15 protein-coding genes are annotated in these 18,884 nt (G+C 53.6%); 10 read left to right on the plus strand and 5 right to left on the minus strand.

Features of this window, described 5'->3' with window-relative positions; translation table 11 throughout:
* The 6 genes from FJD38_RS02890 to FJD38_RS02915 all read left to right on the plus strand — a co-directional run bounded on the left by FJD38_RS02890 (position 1) and on the right by FJD38_RS02915 (position 9,811).
* A complete protein-coding gene (locus FJD38_RS02890) occupies positions 1-378 on the plus strand; it encodes a phage holin family protein (protein WP_122784022.1) in 378 nt (125 codons plus the stop codon).
* A complete protein-coding gene (locus tag FJD38_RS02895; protein WP_122784021.1) occupies positions 375-713 on the plus strand; it encodes a hypothetical protein in 339 nt (112 codons plus the stop codon). Before FJD38_RS02890 ends, FJD38_RS02895 begins: the two co-directional genes overlap by 4 nt.
* A gap of 103 nt (positions 714-816) precedes the next feature.
* On the plus strand, positions 817-2,148 hold the full coding sequence (locus FJD38_RS02900; protein ID WP_146383865.1) for a deoxyguanosinetriphosphate triphosphohydrolase: 1,332 nt from the start codon (positions 817-819) through the stop codon (positions 2,146-2,148).
* Positions 2,149-2,505: 357 nt separating this feature from the next.
* On the plus strand, positions 2,506-3,132 hold the full coding sequence (locus tag FJD38_RS02905; RefSeq protein ID WP_122784019.1) for a response regulator transcription factor: 627 nt from the start codon (positions 2,506-2,508) through the stop codon (positions 3,130-3,132).
* 8 nt (positions 3,133-3,140) lie between these two features.
* Positions 3,141-6,755 carry a transporter substrate-binding domain-containing protein gene (locus tag FJD38_RS02910; RefSeq protein WP_146383866.1) on the plus strand — a complete coding sequence of 1,205 codons (3,615 nt, stop codon included), beginning with the start codon at positions 3,141-3,143 and terminating at the stop codon, positions 6,753-6,755.
* Between the two features lie 107 nt (positions 6,756-6,862).
* Entirely contained in the window at positions 6,863-9,811 is a 2,949-nt protein-coding gene (locus FJD38_RS02915; RefSeq protein ID WP_146383867.1) for an HD domain-containing phosphohydrolase, read from the plus strand.
* A gap of 12 nt (positions 9,812-9,823) precedes the next feature.
* On the opposite strand, the gene FJD38_RS02920 is transcribed toward FJD38_RS02915, so the two are convergent.
* Positions 9,824-10,306 carry a GAF domain-containing protein gene (locus tag FJD38_RS02920; protein ID WP_146383868.1) on the minus strand — a complete coding sequence of 161 codons (483 nt, stop codon included), beginning with the start codon at positions 10,304-10,306 and terminating at the stop codon, positions 9,824-9,826.
* Positions 10,303-11,193, minus strand: a complete 891-nt coding sequence (locus FJD38_RS02925) for an ATP-binding protein (protein ID WP_122784015.1) — start codon at positions 11,191-11,193, stop codon at positions 10,303-10,305. The genes FJD38_RS02920 and FJD38_RS02925 overlap by 4 nt, the downstream gene beginning before the upstream one ends.
* Positions 11,194-11,361: 168 nt before the next feature.
* Between FJD38_RS02925 and FJD38_RS02930 the strand changes: the two genes are divergently transcribed.
* Positions 11,362-13,677 (plus strand): ATP-binding protein, encoded by a 2,316-nt coding sequence (locus FJD38_RS02930; protein WP_146383869.1) that lies wholly within the window; start codon positions 11,362-11,364, stop codon positions 13,675-13,677.
* A 64-nt stretch (positions 13,678-13,741) separates the two neighbouring features.
* Here the strand turns inward: FJD38_RS02930 and FJD38_RS02935 are convergent, their stop codons facing one another.
* Complete coding sequence (locus FJD38_RS02935) at positions 13,742-14,230, minus strand: glutathione peroxidase (protein ID WP_146383870.1); 489 nt, start codon at positions 14,228-14,230, stop codon at positions 13,742-13,744.
* A gap of 20 nt (positions 14,231-14,250) precedes the next feature.
* Complete coding sequence (gene msrB, locus FJD38_RS02940; RefSeq protein ID WP_146383871.1) at positions 14,251-14,649, minus strand: peptide-methionine (R)-S-oxide reductase MsrB; 399 nt, start codon at positions 14,647-14,649, stop codon at positions 14,251-14,253.
* 222 nt (positions 14,650-14,871) lie between these two features.
* On the opposite strand from msrB, the gene FJD38_RS02945 reads away from it, so the two are divergent.
* Both FJD38_RS02945 and htpX read left to right on the plus strand, forming a co-directional pair.
* A complete protein-coding gene (locus tag FJD38_RS02945; protein ID WP_122784011.1) occupies positions 14,872-16,083 on the plus strand; it encodes a pyridoxal phosphate-dependent aminotransferase in 1,212 nt (403 codons plus the stop codon).
* Between the two features lie 313 nt (positions 16,084-16,396).
* Complete coding sequence (gene htpX, locus FJD38_RS02950; RefSeq protein WP_122784010.1) at positions 16,397-17,284, plus strand: protease HtpX; 888 nt, start codon at positions 16,397-16,399, stop codon at positions 17,282-17,284.
* A gap of 63 nt (positions 17,285-17,347) precedes the next feature.
* On the opposite strand, the gene FJD38_RS02955 is transcribed toward htpX, so the two are convergent.
* Positions 17,348-18,013, minus strand: a complete 666-nt coding sequence (locus FJD38_RS02955; RefSeq protein WP_146383872.1) for a thiopurine S-methyltransferase — start codon at positions 18,011-18,013, stop codon at positions 17,348-17,350.
* A 101-nt stretch (positions 18,014-18,114) separates the two neighbouring features.
* Here FJD38_RS02955 and FJD38_RS02960 point away from each other — a divergent pair, with 101 nt between their 5' ends.
* Positions 18,115-18,882: a DODA-type extradiol aromatic ring-opening family dioxygenase gene (locus FJD38_RS02960; protein WP_146383873.1), complete on the plus strand. Its 768-nt coding sequence runs from the start codon at positions 18,115-18,117 to the stop codon at positions 18,880-18,882.
* Positions 18,883-18,884: the final 2 nt, after the last annotated feature.

The following is an 18,884-nucleotide window of genomic DNA, read 5'->3' on the forward strand; positions in this document are numbered from 1 at the left end:
ATGACAAACGAAGAATCCGGCTCCCCCCGTTCCTCACCGCGGCGCCTGGGTGCCGCGTTTCTGGGTCTTTTACACAGCCATGTAGAGTTGCTGGGCATTGAGCTGCAGGAACAGAAAGCGCGAACGGTCAGCTTGCTGTTGTTTGCAGGATTGGCGTTAGTATTTGCTCTGCTTCTGTTGGTTGGGCTATCAACGCTGGTATTGATCGTATTCTGGGATGACCATCGATTGGCCGCGATTATTGCGCTGTGCATTTTCTATGCACTGGCCACTGTGTTTTGTGGGGTGCGTCTCAAGGCTGCGGTGTTCGATGAGTCCTCTCCTTTCAACGCCACGCTCGAAGAGCTGGCCAAAGACCGCGAGCGATTGATGCCATGAGCCTTCCCGAAATGCCACAAAATGCATCGCGCCAGGAAATGCGTAAGTTGTTGATCCGCCTGCGTATGGAAATGCACCGCCAGGAGATTCATCATGAATCGCAACAGTTACTGGAGCCGCTGCAAAAAATGCGCGGCATGACCAGCAACTTCAAAGCCAATCTGGGCTTGAAACACGGGCCTCTTTGGGGCGTAGGGATTGTCACCCTGCTCGGCTTTCTGACCGGTAGAGGCGCGAAAAGTAAAAACGGCAGCGGGACATCCCGATTGATCGGTTTGACCACAGGGTTATTGCCATTGATCAAGATGGTGATCCAGGCAACACGCAAACCCTGATGCTGCCCTTTGTGTAGCCGCTGAGGCCGTGCGCATCAGCGGCTACATAACTTAGCCGCGAAGGGATAAGCTGCGTCATCAGTCATTGACGGAGCACAGCGCCTTGGATTGGCAAACCCTGCTTAACCGCGAACGCCTTGCAAAACCCCATCACAGCCCCGAAGAACTCGGGCGCAGTCCTTTTCATAAAGACCATGACCGAATCATTTTTTCGGGTGCTTTCCGTCGTTTAGGGCGCAAAACACAAGTCCACCCTGTCAACAGTAATGACCATATCCATACCCGCCTGACTCACTCTCTCGAAGTCAGTTGCGTCGGACGCTCCCTGGGTATGCGCGTGGGTGAAACGATCCGTGACGCCCTGCCCGAATGGTGCGACCCGGCAGATCTGGGCATGGTGGTGCAATCGGCTTGCCTGGCCCATGACATCGGTAACCCGCCCTTTGGTCACTCCGGCGAAGATGCCATCCGCAACTGGTTCCAACAGGCTGCAGATCGCGGTTGGCTGGATGACATGAGCGATGCCGAACGCAATGATTTCTTGAGCTTTGAAGGGAATGCACAAGGCTTTAGAGTGCTTACGCAGCTTGAATATCACCAATTTGACGGAGGCACCCGCCTCACCCATGCAACCCTGGGTACTTTTCTCAAATACCCCTGGACCGCACGTCATGCGGACTCGCTGGGGTACAAGAAGCACAAGTTCGGGTGTTACCAAAGCGAACTGCACTTGCTCGAAAGCATTGCCCATAAACTGGGCTTGCCACAGATTGAAGAAGAGCGCTGGGCGCGGCATCCATTGGTGTACCTCATGGAAGCTGCCGACGACATCTGTTATGCCCTCATTGATCTTGAAGATGGTCTGGAAATGGACCTGCTTGAGTACCGTGAAGTGGAGTCTTTGTTGCTGGGGCTGGTGGGCGATGATCTACCTGAAACCTATCGACTGCTCGGGCCCTCAGACTCGCAACGCCGCAAGCTGGCGATTCTGCGCGGGAAAGCCATTGAACACCTCACCAATGCGGCCGCCCTGGCTTTCGTGGAGCAGCAGGACGCTTTGCTGGCGGGAACCTTACCCGGAGATTTGGTCGAGCATATGCATGGCGCAGCACAGCGCTGCGTGCTGGATGCCAAAAATATGGCACGGGTAAAGATATTCCAGGACAAACGTAAAACCCTTCACGAAATCGGCGCCTACACCACCCTGGAAATTTTATTGAATGCATTTTGTGGGGCGGCTCTAGAGCAACATGGGGGGCGTACACCGTCATTCAAAAATCGCCGCATCCTCGACTTGCTGGGAAGCAACGCCCCTGACGCGCAATGGCCGCTGCATCGATCATTCATGCGAATTATCGACTTTATTGCCGGCATGACAGACGGCTATGCCACACAAATGGCCAGAGAAATGACCGGGCGCTCCAGCCCAACCTGACAAGACCCGCCCTCTAACAGCCGGGCGGGCAACTGCACCCCTCATGTAACCGAACCTGACAACCTGTGGCTTACATTGAGCCACAGGGATTCATACAGCCCGCTTAAACATTGCCAGCCAAAAATAAACAATACGACGGAATATTCTCCAGAGAATCAAACACCGCACTCATCTTGTTTAACAATCGCGCTGGACATTATTAAACAATCTTACATCCTCATACAAAGTGTGAGCTAGCGCCTTATTTAATGTAGGAATATTCCCATACTACATTTGTAGGCTACTCGTTTCGTGCCCCCGTTCGTGTAACTGAGCTAAGGTGCGCGCTTTCTATGCAGTACTTTATGGGAAATTAATATGAGCACCGTATTTATTGTTGACGACCACCCAGTAATCCGATTAGCCATACGTATGTTGTTAGAGCATGAAGGTTATGAAATAGTCGGCGAAACCGACAACGGCGTAGATGCAATGCAAATGATCCGCGAATGTGTTCCTGACCTGATCATTCTTGATATCAGCATCCCTAAACTGGATGGCCTGGAAGTGCTGGCACGCTTCAGTGCGATGAATTCGACCCTGAAAACGCTGGTCCTGACCGCGCAATCCCCCGCGTTATTTGCCATGCGCTGCATGCAATCCGGCGCTGCGGGCTATGTGTGTAAACAAGAAGACTTAAGTGAACTTGTCAGTGCCATCAAGGCTGTATTTTCTGGGTACAATTACTTCCCCAGCCAGGCACTGTGCCCTGAAAAAAATGAAGGTGACATATCTTCAGAGATTGAGTTATTTAAACAAGTCAACGACCGTGAACTGATGGTGCTGAAGCTATTTGCCCAAGGAAAAACAAACAAGGAAATAGCCACCGGCATGTTCCTCAGCAATAAAACCGTGAGCACTTATAAAAAACGGCTCATGCAAAAACTAAGAGCCAATTCACTGGTAGATCTTATCGAACTGGCTAAACGCAACGATTTAGTGTGAGAACCAGGATGCCCACGCGGTTAAAGAAGTATCTGTCGCTGCTCACAGGGTTAATCCTGTGTACTTCCGTGTTCGCCGAACAGTCCCGAATAGAAAGCTATTCGCTGCTCAGCCGCTCGGGCACCTACCACATAGGCGTTGCACTGGATAAACAACAACGCAACTGGCTGCAGGAAAAGCGCCAGATCGTTGTGGGCACATCATCCTCGGACTACCCGCCGTTTGACATGACCGCCAGCGGGCAGGACTACGAGGGTTTGACCGCCGACTACGCTGGCCTCTTGGCCACCGCCCTCAATGTATCCATCAAAGTGCAGCGTTTTGCGACAAGAGACGCTGCAATCAAAGCGCTCGAAGAAGGCAAGATCGATGTACTGGGCACGTCAAACGGTTTCGAAGCGGCTCACCCGCAACTGCTGCTCTCCACGCCCTATGCCATTGATCAACCCGTTCTGGTTACTCGTGAAGGCGAGACACGCTCGCTCTCCGAGGGGCTGGAGGGCATGCGCCTGAGCATGGTTTACCACTACCTGCCTCTGGAAGAGGTTAAGGCGCTCTATCCTAAAGCGATCATCCAGTCTTACCCGTCTGCTCAAAACGCCATTAATGCAGTGGCTTTTGACCAGGCTGATGTGTTTATGGGGGACACGGTGTCCACTCACTACATGATCAACAAGGGCTATTTGAAAAACATCAAAATGGCTAATTTCGGCAAGCAGGAAACCTATGGCTTCAGCTTTGCCGTAAGCCGTAACAACACCCAGTTGCTCGACATTATCAATGCCACACTCAGGGCCGTACCTAACAGCGAGCGAGTGAGTATTGCCAAGCGCTGGAGTGCCGGTAGCGACATCCTGTTGACCGACCAGAAACTCCAGCTGACAGATCGCGAAGAGCGTTGGCTCACCCAGCACCCCGTAGTGAAAGTGGTGGTCAATGAGACAATGGCTCCGCTGACTTTTTTTGATGCAGACGGCAATTTCAGAGGCATCACCGCCGACTTGCTCGAGCTCATTCGCCTGCGCACCGGTCTGCGCTTTGAAATCCAGCGTGCGCGCAGCCTTGCCACGATGATTCAGATGATCAATCAACACGAAACAGACATCATCTCAGCCATCAGTCCGTCCATGTCCCGTGAAGGCGCTCTGAGCTTCAGTCGGCCCTACCTCGAAAATTCGTTTGTACTGCTCACAACCAAGGGCTACGAACAGCCCACAAGCCTTGAACAGTTATCTGGCAAGCGGCTTGCACTGACACACGGAAACCCTCTGACGGAGTATCTGCGCACCGAGCATCCGACGATTACGCTGGTTGAAACTGACGACATCTATCAAGCCACGGAATTGCTGGCTGAAGGCAAGGTACAAGGGGCCGTCAATACACTCGTACTGGCTAATTACCTATTGTCCTCCCAAGTGTTCCAGGACCGCTTACAGATTAGCGCTTCCCTTGGAACCCAACCTGCCACGTTTTCACTGGCCACCGCCCGTGATGCCACCGAGCTGAGTTCTATCCTCAATAAGGCACTGCTAAGTATTGCCCCGGACGAACTGGGCATTATCAACAGTCGCTGGCGCGGATACGTGCCAGCGTCAGACAGTTACTGGCGTAATTACCATCGCCTGATCTACCAGATCATTATCGGTACCAGCCTTTTATTGGTGCTGTCATTGATCTGGAATGCCTATATGCGGCGCCAGATTCAACAACGCAGAACGGCCGAACGAGCACTCAGCGATCAGTTCGAGTTCATGCGTGCTCTTGTCGATGGCACACCGCATCCAATCTATGTCCGTGATCGCGAGGGAATTCTGCAAACCTGCAACGACAGCTACTTGAAAGCCTTTTCAGCCAGGCGTGAAGACGTCATTGGTAAAACAGTGATGCAAACCCACAGCATGCTGAACAACATTCACGAAGCCAATGACTACCAAGCTGACTACCTGAGGGTAATGCGCGAAGGCTTGCCTCTGATCATTGACCGCCCCCTGCATATTGGCGACACCACCCTGACCATTTATCACTGGATACTTCCGTATCGTAATTCGCTGGGTGAAGTTCAGGGCATCATCGGCGGCTGGATTGACATCAGCGATCGGCGCCAGCTCCTCGATGAACTGCGCGCCGCCAAAGAACTGGCTGATGACGCCAATCGTGCAAAAAGTACATTCCTCGCGACCATGAGCCATGAAATACGCACGCCGATGAATGCCGTCATAGGCATGCTTGAACTGACCCTGAAACGCGCAGATCAGGGGCACCTCGATCGCCCCTCAATTGAGGTTGCCTACAATTCAGCCAAAGACCTGCTGGAATTGATTGGCGACATTCTCGATATCGCCCGCATCGAGTCAGGTCGCATGAATCTGACCCCCGAACGCGTTAACCTGCGAGAGTTGGCCAATTCGGTCATTCGGGTGTTTGATGGTCTTGCACGTCAGAAGTCTCTGGGGCTGATACTGATTTTCAAACCCGAAGGCATAGCCCCGGATGTGTTGATCGACCCGCTTCGTTTCAAGCAGATCCTGACCAATTTGATCAGTAACGCCATCAAGTTTACCGAGCGCGGCCAAGTAACATTGGAGCTCAACATGCTGGCGACCGAGACTCCGGATCAGGTCGAGATTCGATTGAGCGTTAAAGACACCGGTATTGGTATCAGCCAGCAAGATCAGAAGCGCTTGTTTGAGCCCTTTGCACAAGTCGAAAACAGCGGCCAACTGGCACTCAACGGCGCAGGCCTGGGCCTGGTCATTTGCCGCAGTCTGTGTGAAATGATGGGCGGCACGCTGGCTTTAACCAGCGAGCCCTCAATCGGCACCCACATTCACATCACGCTTAAAGCCCCCACGTTGGCTCCTTGCCTGAATACCGTCATACAAGAGCCAGACATCTCACCCGGCACGCGCCAGTTGAATGTTCTGGTGGTCGATGATCATCCGGCCAACCGATTGTTGATGTGCCAGCAACTGGGCTTTTTAGGCCATCGATTTACCACGGAGCAAAACGGTGCTGCCGGGCTGGAAACCTGGAAGGAAAACACTTTCGATCTGGTCATTGCAGACTGCAACATGCCCGTCATGAATGGTTACGATCTAACGCGAGCGATACGCCAGCACGAACAGGCTTTACAACGCCCGCCCTGCACCATATTAGGGTTCACCGCCAATGCTCAGCCTGAAGAGCGCCTGCGCTGCAAGCAATCCGGTATGGATGACTGCTTGTTCAAACCCATCAGCCTGACGCTGTTGAGCCAGCGCTTAAACGCAATAGACCCTCCCGCTCAGAAGCCCGAGATTATCAATATCGAAAGCCTTTATTCACTGTCCGGGCGTGACGAATTGAAGACTAAACGTTTGCTGGAAGAGTTGCTGCGCAGTAACCGGGATGATCTTGAATCGCTCCTGAAACTGCCACTCACTGAAGACCCGGAACCATTTAATAATCTGGCCCACCGAATCAAGGGCGCAGCCCGAATTGTCGGCGCCCAAGACCTCATTGAACAGTGTGAAGCGCTTGAGCAAGCCAGCCCCTCAACACTACAAGCGTGCCGAGCTGCCGTGCAGCGCGCGATGGAATCACTGGAAGAGGCCATGGTCAACGAACTGGCCAAGGGGGATTGAAACCAGCGAGGCGGCCGTCTTGAGTGCAAGGCTAATATTCCGGCAGGTTAGCCCTCATTCACTATGCTTAGGCTCACTGTTGCCACCCCAACTACGCAGACACCGCCATGTCCCTTACTGCCTATCTAAAAAAGCGTCAATTCCCGCTGCACGTGCACATCAGCGCGGTATTCACACTTTTACTGTTGTTGATAGGCATTGCCTTGGCGGTGTTCAACTATTTGCAAACCACCCGCATCATTCTTGATAGCAGCCAAAAACAGTTCAATCAGATTGCTCAGGATGTACAGCAGGATCTGCTTAACACCTATCAACCCATCCGGCATGCGTTAAACTTGCTGGCACTCAACCCGAATGCCATGACCGACTCATTCGAAACCAGGATGGGACTGCTGCACCCGTTTGCGCAGGCTCTTGAAGACAATCCAAGACTCTCGGCGCTTTTTATCGGTGATAACCAAGGGAATTTCTTCCTGGTCAGACCGTTGCGCAATCAGGCGATCAAAACCCGAATTAACGCCCCCCAGCAGTCGGCTTACAGCGTGTGGACCCTCAAACGGTTTGCCGACTCCTCCGAGGTGGAATCAAAAAAACTTTTTTTTGATGATTCGCTGACACTTTTGGAAGAGCGCAACGAGCCGAATCAGACTTACGACCCGCGGCAGCGAAGCTGGTTTATTCCGGCACGTGCCAGCATTGACCATACGACGACCGATCCTTACCTGTTTTTTACTACTCAGGAAGCTGGCACCACACTGTCTAAACGCAGCACGGCAAAAGCAGTGATCGGTGCTGACCTGAGTCTTTCACAACTGTCAGAGACCCTCGCTCGACATCGGGTAACGCCCAATACGCAGATCGTCTTGTTCGATGCCGAAGGCCGAGTCGTGGCTTACCCGGATTCAGATCAGTTTTTAACTGATAAAAATGCTACGCAACTCCCTGAAATTGGCACCTTGAACCCTGCGTTGAAACTGTTGACTCAACACAGCACAGACGAGCAACAGCAGCTCAGTGACGGCAATCGCCAGTGGATAACTTCTCAAGCCAGTATCAATGACAAGGGCTCAAACACCCTGAAACTGGCTCTAATGGTTCCGGAAGAAGAACTTCTGGCCGACGCCTACCAGCTTCGATGGGAAGGGATGCTCGTGACGTTGGCGATTTTGCTGCTGTGCCTACCTTTGGGTTGGCTGACCTCGCGCTTGATGGTCAAACCCTTGAAAACCCTGGTGGGGGAAGCAGAGGCCATACGCCGTTTCGACTTCAATTACCCGATCAAACAACACTCACCGGTGTTGGAAATTGATCAACTTGAAATGTCCATGCGCCGCATGAAAGAGACCCTTTCGAGTTTTTTTGAAATCACCGCAAGCTTGTCAGCACACACTCGGTTTGAACCCCTTTTGCAGTCGGTCCTGGTTGAAACCATCAAAATCGCTCAAGCCCAGGCAGGCTTGATCTATCTCATGGAAAATGAGGGCACGCAGTTGGTGTTGAAGGGGGTGATCGTCAACGACCAGCCCCAGACCGTTGACCTCTTGACATCGAAGGTCATCAACCTCCAGCAAGACTCTCCTCCCGAGTGGCTTCGCGCGCTGTGCGATGGCAATGACAGCGTTGTGCGAACCTTCACGATGGCGCAGGCCGCAGAGTTGAAACCGGTGATGCAGGCTCTCGACAGCCAGAGCGTACATGTCATTGGCATTCGTCTGCACAACCGTCACGGCGAAACCGTCGGGGTGCTGGCGCTGCTACTAAACAACACGGGTACCCCTGCCGATCAGGAACACCTGCGATCTGACCGAATTGCCTTTATCAAGGCCGTTTCCGGGGCCGCTGCGGTATCGATTGAAAGTCAGCGCCTGCAGGATCGACAAAAACAGTTGCTCAACGCCTTTATCAAACTGCTGGCAGGGGCCATCGACGCCAAAAGCCCCTACACAGCGGGGCATTGCCAAAGAGTGCCGGTACTCACATTTATGCTGGCCGAAGCTGCCGCTGCGAGTCAGCTACCTGAATTTGCTCAGTACAACCCTACAGATGACGAGTGGGAAGCGTTGCACATTGCTGCCTGGATGCATGACTGCGGCAAGGTCACCACGCCTGAGTATGTGGTCGACAAGGCCACCAAACTTGAGACCCTGTATGACCGCATTCACGAAGTCCGCACACGCTTCGAAGTGCTTAAACGCGACGCCTGGATCAACTATTGGCAAGCACGGGCGCTGGGCGGTGACGATCAGCAGTTGACCTCGCAACGTGACGCTACGCTGTCGCAACTCGATGATGATTTTGCGTTTGTAGCCCGTAGTAATTTGGGCGGCGAAGCTATGGCTGCAGCAGACCTTCAGCGCTTGAGCACTATTGCCAAATACACCTGGACGCGGACGCTGGATGACCGACTCGGGGTTTCCTGGGAAGAGAACAAACGCCAAGAGGGCCGCGAGGAGCAAAGCCTTCCCGTAACCGAGTGGTTACTGGACGATAAACCCGAACACCTTTTCTTAAGACCCGAGACTGAAATTATCAGCCCTGATAATCCCTCAGGCTTCAAGCTCGATGTACCGGAATTCAAGTTCAATCGGGGTGAGTTGTATAACCTGAGCATCACCCGCGGTACGTTGACCCCCGAAGAGCGTTACATCATCAACAATCACATCGTGCAAACCATTTTGATGCTTAGCCACCTGCCCTTCCCAAGCCACCTTGGAAATATTGCCGAAATTGCGGGCGGCCACCATGAAAAAATGGATGGCAGCGGTTATCCAAAACGGTTGAAACGAGAGGAAATGAGCCTGGCGGCGCGAATGATGGCCATTGCCGATATTTTCGAAGCCTTGACCGCTTCGGATCGCCCTTACAAACGCGGAAAAACACTGAGTGAGGCGCTGAAAATCATGACCGGCATGTGCCGTGATGCCCATATTGATGCGCAACTGTTCGAGCTGTTTTTACGCGAACAGATTTACATGCAGTACGCCCGGCAGTTTCTTGAGCCACATCAAATCGACACCGTTGATATCGAAGAGCTACTACTCAAAACCGGGCGTTAAACTAATTCAGGATCAGCAATCGCTTGCACGCAAGAAAATTGCGGCAAGCGCTTCAATACCCTGCTGGTCATTTTCGCTGAACCGGCCAACGCTCGGACTGTCCAGGTCAAGTACGCCGATAAGACGCCCGTCTTTAATCAACGGCACCACCAGTTCACTGTTGGAGGCGCTGTCGCAGGCAATATGCCCGGCGAAGGCGTGTACATCTTCGACCCGCTGGGTTTGCTCAGTCGCTGCAGCAGCACCACACACACCCCGTCCGAACGGAATGCGCACACAGGCAATCTGCCCCTGAAAAGGCCCCAATACCAGTTCTTGATTGCGATTGAGGTAAAAACCGGCCCAATTCAGGTCATCAATCTGGTGGTACAGAAAAGCTGAGAATTGGGCGGCATTGGCAATAAAATCCCGCTCATCCGCCAACAAAGACTCCAACTGCGCCGCCAATAAGGCGTAACCGTCCAGGCCTGAGCCTGAGGCGTTCAAATCAATCATTTCGCTTGCTCCAACAATTTCAATCCAACCCAGTAACGCGCGAACTGATAAGCACAGCGCCCGTTACGGTTGCCGCGCCCTGTCGCCCAGCGCACAGCTAAAATATCCAACGCAGCATCGCGCTGCCATTGCAAGCCAGCCTTGCTGGCCAGCACGTCGATCCAGTGCTCAACCACGCTCAGAAAGTGATCTTGGGTAAAAGGGTAAAACGATAGCCAAAGGCCAAATCGATCAGACAATGCAATCTTGTCTTCCACCGCTTCATTAGGGTGAAGCTCGCCATCAACGTTCTTCCAGTTCTCGTTATCACTTTCTTTTTCGGGAACCAAATGCCGCCGGTTTGAGGTGGCATAGAGCAGAACATTGTCTGGCGCTTGCTCAAGCGATCCATCCAACACACTTTTCAGAACCCGGTAATCACCTTCACCGGACTCAAATGACAAGTCATCACAAAATAAAACAAAGCGTTGTGACAAACCTTGCAACTGTTCGACAACTCGCGGGAGATCCGCCAGATGGTCACGTTCAATTTCAATCAAACGCAAGCCGGCCGGGGCATACTCGGCAAGCAGCGCGCGAATGATTGACGATTTTCCGGTACCGCGCGAGCCCCACAGCAAAGCATGGTTGGCCGGCAGCCCCTCCAGAAATTGTTTAGTATTGCGCCCCAACTGATCACGCTGGCTATCGACGCCGATCAGGTCAGTAAGGCGCATCTCAAGGCTCACTTGGAGTGGCATCAAGTAACCCGAGCGGCCTTCACGTTGCCAACGGGCCGCCAGGCAATCGCCCCAATCTATCGGCTCGCGATGCGCTGGCAGTAAAGGTTCAAGACGCGCTAGAACTGATTCAGCCCGCTCTAAAAAGGCCTCAAGTTTAGACTCCACATTATTTCCTCAGACTGATACACATGATGGCGCGTTGAAATCAAGCGCTCGGTCCCCGCCCACAAGGCGGTACAAACGACAAATCCGCCAGCCCTGAAATTGATGCGGCTCAAGCGGCATTTCGATTACTCTTGCCCGCCAAAGGGAATGGAATCAGGTGCAGCACCCATGGACATAAGACTCACCCATCGCCTGTCTTATAAACAGGCAAGGTTGACAGTGCTGGTCGGCTTCATTCTGGGCACCATACTGAGCGTGGTGCAAATTGGGATCGATTATGCCAGTGAAAACGCCGCCATCAATCGTGAAATCCAATCCCTTTTAGATATCAGTCATAATCCGGCGTCGCGAATTGCTTACAACCTGGACTCAGAACTTGCACAAGAACTGGTAATGGGTCTGCTGCGTTCACCGGCCATCACCGGCGCCAAAATCAGCGACAACGATAAAAATGTCCTCGCCGCCGTCCAGGAACAACCCGAAAGCGGCCGCTTCCGGGCGCTCAGTGATTTTTTGTACGGCTCCACGCGCAGCTTTGATGACAGGCTTTATTTCAATCACCTACCCGAACTAAGCGTCGGTGAGTTGCACCTTGAGGTGGATACATTCCCTTTTGGAAGCCGGTTCCTGCATCGCGCCGAAATTACGTTGCTCAGCGGTTTTGCCCGCAGTTTTTTGCTGACGTTCATTCTTCTGGGCCTGTTCTATTTGATGCTCACGCAGCCATTGGTGCGGGTCATTCGTGCCCTCAGCAGCAGTAAACCCGGAGACCCGCAACAACCACGCATTCAGTGCCCACCTCGACACGAAGATGACGAAATTGGTGTTTTGGTCAACGCCGCCAATCAGCAATTTGACGCAGTCGCGCGAGAAATCGAGCAGCGACGCAACGCAGAAAATCGCCTGAATGAATATTTGTCCCAACTCGAAGACATGGTCAAGGCGCGCACCCAGGAACTCGAAGCGATCAATAGACGCCTCAGCCAGTCAAATGAAGAGCTGGAAGCCGCGCGCAGCACCGCGTTGAAAATGGCTCAGGCGCGCTCTGCGTTCCTGGCCGCAATGAGCCACGAAATACGCACACCTCTGAACGGGCTTCTGGGCATGCTGGCATTGTGTTTGGACAGCCCACTGAACGCTGAGCAACACCAGCAACTGTCGATTGCCCATGACTCAGGCAAAGTACTGGTCGAACTGCTCAATGATATTCTCGACCTGTCGAAATTCGACGCCGGGCAGTTGGAGCTTGAACATATAGCATTCGACCTGGGAACCCTGGTTGAAGACACTGCCAATCTGCTCTCGCAAAATGCAGCCCCCAGCGTTGAGCTGACCTGCTTGATTGACCCGCAATTTCCGGCACTGGTACTGGGTGACCCCACACGCGTACGCCAAATCGTCAGCAATCTCTTATCCAACGCCCTGAAGTTCACTCGCTTCGGCCGTGTCGATGTGCGTTTAAGCGCACACGACGACAAGGTCAGTATCCAGGTGTGCGACACCGGTATCGGTATTGCACAAGAAGCTCAGATACGTATCTTCAGCCCATTCACTCAGGCCGGGGCCGGTATCAATCGCCAATATGGCGGTACCGGGCTGGGATTGGCGCTTACCCGCAGCCTGTGCGAAGTCATGAAGGGTCGCCTGACTATCAGTTCCGAAATTGGTTTTGGCAGTCAGTTTTGTGCTGAGCTTCCCTTGCCTTGCCATACCCCGGCGATCAGTCTTGCTCCGCTGTCAGGGCAAGTGATTGCAGTCAGCGCTGAAGGCAGCGGCCTGAATGAACTGTTAAAAAGCTATTTGCCCCTCTGGGGCCTGCAATATAGCCGTTACAACCTCGGCACTTCATTGGTCGGCATTGACCTGAATCTGTTGATAACCGACTGCCCTGAATGCTTGCTTGGCGTCCGTCCAGCCATCACTGCGCCTATTCTGCTGGTCACCGCCTATGGCAATTTTATGCCGGGCGATCAAGTCAATGCTCTGGCACCGCTGCTGCAGAAAGCCAGACCACTGTCACGCCACGCGCTTTATCATGCGCTGCAGCATTTGTTGCATAAAGGCGGCGACGACAACCTCAGTGTGCAAGTCAGCAATTTGCCCAGCAAACATCGCGCTCGAATATTGCTGGTAGAAGATAACCCTGTGAACCAGTTAGTCGCTAAAGGGATGCTCAGCAAGCTAGGCTGCGAAGTGGTGATTGCAGCTCATGGCGGCGAAGCCTTGACCCTTCTGGAAGACGATTTGTTTGATCTGGTGCTGATGGACTGCAACATGCCGGTAATGGATGGCTATGAGACCAGCCGTCAAATCCGCCAGAGCAGTCGTTGGTCAGAGCTGCCGATTGTTGCCTTGACGGCCAATGCCATGCCCGAGGAGCGGGAGCGCTGCCGCTCCGCGGGCATGAATGACTACCTGGCCAAACCGTTCCGGCGTGAAGAACTGGCAGCCCTGCTGGATACATGGGTGCCACTCAAGGCGTAAACACTGTGACTGCCAGCCCTTTGGAAGGTTATCTCCTGCGGGGGGCTCGCTCGCTACGTGTCCTTCAGCTTTTATCCAGCAGTGCTTCAATGTCCGCTTTGAGCGCTTCAGGCTTGGTCGCCGGGGCAAAGCGCTTTACGCGTCCGTCAGGCTCAATCAGAAACTTGGTAAAGTTCCACTTGATCCCTTTGGAGCCCAAGACTCCCGGAGCCCGTTTTTTGAGCTCAATGAACAGCGGATGGGCATTCTGACCGTTGACCTCCACCTTCTTGAACAATGGAAAGGTCACGCCAAAATTCAATTCACAAAACTCGGAAATGGCCGCTTCATCTTCAGGTTCTTGCTTGCCGAACTGATTACACGGAAAACCAAGAATCACCAGCCCTTGGTCTTTATACGCTTGCCACAGTTTCTCAAGGCCTTTGTACTGCGGCGTGAAGCCACATTTGCTGGCGGTGTTGACCACCAACACGGCTTTACCCGCAAAGTCCGCCAGCGTCTTTTGCTCGCCGCCCAGCGTGGTGCAAGGAATAGTGAACAGTTTGTCAGTCATTGTGCAGCCTCAGAGGCGGACTAGCCGTGGCGGGGAACCAGGTTCAGGCACACCGAGTTGATGCAGTAACGCAGCCCGGTGGGTGGAGGACCGTCTGGAAAGACATGACCCAGATGTGCATCGCACTTTGCACAGACCACCTCGGTTCGGACCATGCCATGGCTGACATCACGAATCTCGACCATCGCACTGTCACCAATGGGTGCGTAAAAGCTCGGCCAGCCACAACCGGAATCAAACTTGGTGCTGGAATCGAACAGCGGCTCATCGCAGCAAATACAGTGATAAACCCCATCGGTTTTAGTCGCGTTGTATTTCCCCGAGAAAGGCCGCTCGGTGCCCTTGAGGCGGCAGACATTGTATTGCTCAGGATCAAGCATCGCCTTCCATTCTTCTTGGGTTTTACTTAACTTTTCCATGGTTCTACCTCTGCAACTGAAAAAGCCCGACCAGTGGCTTTTCCAGGGATCGGGTGGCACGTATGATTGCGCCTCGTTATGCGCCAGTCTGGCACCCGCTCAATCTGCATACAAACGGATTCTTGAAGCAGGGCGGTGTTTGCCACTGCGTGAAAACGCAGAATTTCCCAGAGCTGTGGTACTCACACGGTCTGGATCGTTCATTTTCGGGATCACATCGCCATGCAGGTCAGCAAATCAAACAAGCTCGCCAACGTCTGTTATGACATTCGCGGCCCAGTGCTAAAGCACGCCAAACGACTGGAAGAGGAAGGCCATCGCATCCTCAAGCTGAATATCGGCAACCCGGCGCCCTTTGGTTTTGAAGCGCCGGATGAAATCCTTCAGGACGTGATCCGCAATCTGCCAACGGCGCAAGGCTACAGTGACTCAAAAGGCCTCTTCAGCGCGCGCAAGGCCGTCATGCAGTACTACCAGCAAAAACAGGTCGAAGGCGTCGGTATCGAAGACGTTTACCTGGGTAATGGTGTGTCCGAACTGATCGTGATGTCACTGCAAGCCTTGCTCAACAATGGCGACGAAGTGCTGGTGCCGGCACCGGACTACCCTCTGTGGACCGCCGCCGTAACACTGGCTGGCGGCCATCCCGTGCACTACCTGTGCGACGAACAGGCCAATTGGTGGCCCGACCTGGCTGACATCAAGGCCAAGATCACCCCCAATACCAAGGCTATGGTCATCATCAACCCCAATAACCCGACGGGGGCTGTGTACTCCAAAGAAGTGCTGCTGGGCATGCTCGAACTGGCGCGCCAGCACAACCTGGTGGTGTTTTCGGACGAGATCTACGACAAGATTCTTTACGATGATGCAGTGCACATCTGCACCGCATCATTGGCACCCGATGTGTTGTGCCTGACCTTCAACGGCCTGTCCAAGTCGTACCGGGTGGCAGGTTTCCGCTCCGGCTGGATCGCCATCTCCGGCCCCAAGCACAATGCTCAAAGTTACATTGAAGGCATCGACATGCTGGCCAATATGCGCCTGTGCGCAAACGTACCCAGCCAACATGCCATTCAAACCGCACTCGGTGGCTATCAGAGCATTAATGATCTGGTGCTGCCAAACGGGCGCCTTCTGGAACAGCGTAACCGCACCTGGGAACTGCTGAACGACATCCCGGGGGTCAGCTGTGTCAAACCGATGGGCGCACTTTATGCCTTCCCACGCATCGATCCAAAAGTCTGCCCGATCCTCAACGATGAAAAATTCGTTCTGGACCTGCTGCTTTCGGAAAAACTATTGGTGGTTCAAGGCACCGCGTTCAACTGGCCATGGCCAGATCACTTCCGCGTTGTAACCTTGCCGCGCGTCGATGAATTGGACATGGCCATCGGTCGAATCGGAAGTTTTCTTAAAAACTACCGTCAGTAATTTCATCCTGTGCTGTGCGATGACAGAAAAGTCGCACAGCATGTGTCGAATTAAATATTCTTCATTTCCTCCCTCGCCCCGCAAAATCCACGGCCAACGTTTTTTTTGAAACCCCTAATATCCCGGTTTTGCTGGCTATGACTCAGCAATCCCCCAAAAAAAAGCCAATTACTTTATTAGGAAATTTCTTGCACGTGACTAGAATTCATTTGTAGGACACAGTTTGAAATAGTCGCTCGGTTGAATAGCCTGTGGCAGCACCTTATATACCCGCATGCGGCAACACCTTTAAGACGAGGAGATTCTTACAACCATGATGCGCATTCTGCTGTTTTTGGCCACTAACCTGGCGGTCGTGCTGATTGCCAGCATTACCTTGAGCCTGTTCGGCTTTGACGGGTTCATGGCGGCCAACGGGGTTGATCTGAACCTCAGTCAGCTATTGATATTCTGTGCCGTCTTTGGTTTTGCTGGGTCTTTGTTCTCACTCTTCATATCCAAATGGATGGCGAAGATGAGCACCAGCACCCAAGTGATTACTCAACCACGTACCCGCCATGAACAATGGCTGATACAGACTGTTGAGCAGCTCTCGCGAGAAGCTGGGATCAAGATGCCCGAAGTGGGTATTTTCCCGGCCTATGAGGCGAACGCCTTTGCCACCGGCTGGAACAAAAATGACGCGTTGGTCGCGGTGAGTCAGGGTTTGCTGGAGCGTTTTTCGCCTGACGAAGTAAAAGCCGTTCTGGCCCACGAAATTGGTCACGTCGCCAACGGCGATATGGTGACACTGGCGCTGATTCAGGGCGTGGTGAACACCTTCGTGATGTTTTTCGCCCGTATCATCGGCAACTTTGTCGACAAAGTCGTGTTCAAGAACGACGAAGGCCGCGGGATTGCTTACTACGTAGCGACCATCTTCGCCGAACTGGTTCTGGGCTTCCTCGCCAGCGCCATCGTGATGTGGTTCTCGCGCAAACGTGAATTCCGCGCTGACGAAGCCGGTGCTCATTTGGCGGGTACCACCGCCATGATCAGTGCTCTGCAGCGCCTGCGCTCCGAACAGGGCTTGCCGGTGCATATGCCGGACACAATGGCTGCATTTGGTATCAATGGCGGGCTCAAGCAAGGTTTGGCACGGATGTTCATGAGCCATCCACCCCTTGAAGAACGCATCGACGCACTGCGTCGCCGCGGCTAAAACCTGCGGCAAACGCCGAAAAAGAAAAAGGGTGACGCTGGTCACCCTTTTTTGTGCCTGCATTTAGCTATTGGCTGCTTTATTCAGCCGATAGACACGCTCAACCAGACGCGTAACGCCACCCTTGAGAAATTTCCACTCCTGATCAAGAACGTCCGGCTGCTCGACTACCTCCAGTGACCAGGCAGGACACAGAAGGCTTTCAACTTCTGCGTGCGGCACTGAAAAGGGCGGGCCTTTCATCTGTGACTGGTCGTAATCGAGCGTTATCAATAAGCCTTTGCACCCGTTCGGGAGAATCTGTGTCAGGCGCCCCGCATACGCGGCACGCATCTCCACAGGTAAGGCAATCATTGCCGCGCGGTCATAGAACGCCGAACAGTCAGCCACGTCTGCCGCCGACAGCGCAAAAATATCCCCGCACATAATCCTCACAGGGCCGGCCTCATAGACCTTGAAGGCACCCTGCTGCCGGATGTTGGGCATGACCTTCTGCTCAGCGAAAAACTGCTCTACGGCCGTCTGCGAGAGCTCTATGCCCAACACGTCATACCCTTGGGCCGCCAACCAGCTTAAATCGAGACTTTTGCCACAAAGAGGCACCAGAACGCGACTGCCCTGCGCCACATCCAGTGTGGGCCACAAACGTCTCAAGTAAGGGTTGACCTCTTGAAGATGAAAGCCGATCTGATTGCGCTCCCATCGGTGGTGCCAAAATTCGGGCTGCATGATTCACCTTTAAATTCGATAAATAAGCGCTAAAACTTATATTGGATTTAGATCAATGATCGGGATGAAGATGACCCATCTTAACCTTGAGGACATCGTTCATGCTTCCCAGCCTGTATATCTCTCACGGCTCGCCGATGCTAGCGCTGGAACCGGGCGCCAGTGGCCCGGCGCTTGAGCGCTTGGCCGCCGAGTTACCACGGCCCAAAGCCATTGTGCTGGTTTCGGCGCACTGGGAAAGTGCTGACTTGCGAGTCGCCAGCCACCCTGCCCCGACAACCTGGCATGACTTCGGCGGTTTCCCGCCCGCCTTGTTTGCCGTGCAATACCCGGCCCCCGGTGAGCCGACGCTTGCGGCCCATGTTGTAGAGCTGCTTGGCGAGCATGGCCTGTCGGCCAGTCTTGACCCCAACCGACCTTTTGACCACGGCGCTTGGGTACCGCTATCGCTGATGTACCCGGCGGCGGATATTCCTGTGGTGCAAGTTTCCCTACCCAGCCTCCTTGGTCCAGCAGGCCAAACCCAGGTAGGACAGGCGTTGAGCGCTTTGCGCAATGAGGGGGTGCTGCTGATCGGTTCAGGCAGCATTACCCACAACCTGCGCGAACTTGATTGGCACGCAGGCACTGAAAATGCCTTGCCCTGGGCATTGGCCTTTCGTGAATGGATCATCGAAAAGCTGGCTGCCAACGACGAAGCGGCTCTGCATGATTACCGGCAGCTAGCGCCCTTTGCGGCACGAAACCACCCAAGCGAAGAGCACTTGCTGCCGCTATATTTTGCTCGCGGTGCCGGCGGCGATTTCAGTGTTGCGCACAAAGGGTGGACGCTGGGCGCGCTGGGAATGGATATTTATCGGTTTGGATAATT

The organism is Pseudomonas saxonica (assembly GCF_007858365.1).
Lineage (GTDB): Bacteria > Pseudomonadota > Gammaproteobacteria > Pseudomonadales > Pseudomonadaceae > Aquipseudomonas > Aquipseudomonas saxonica.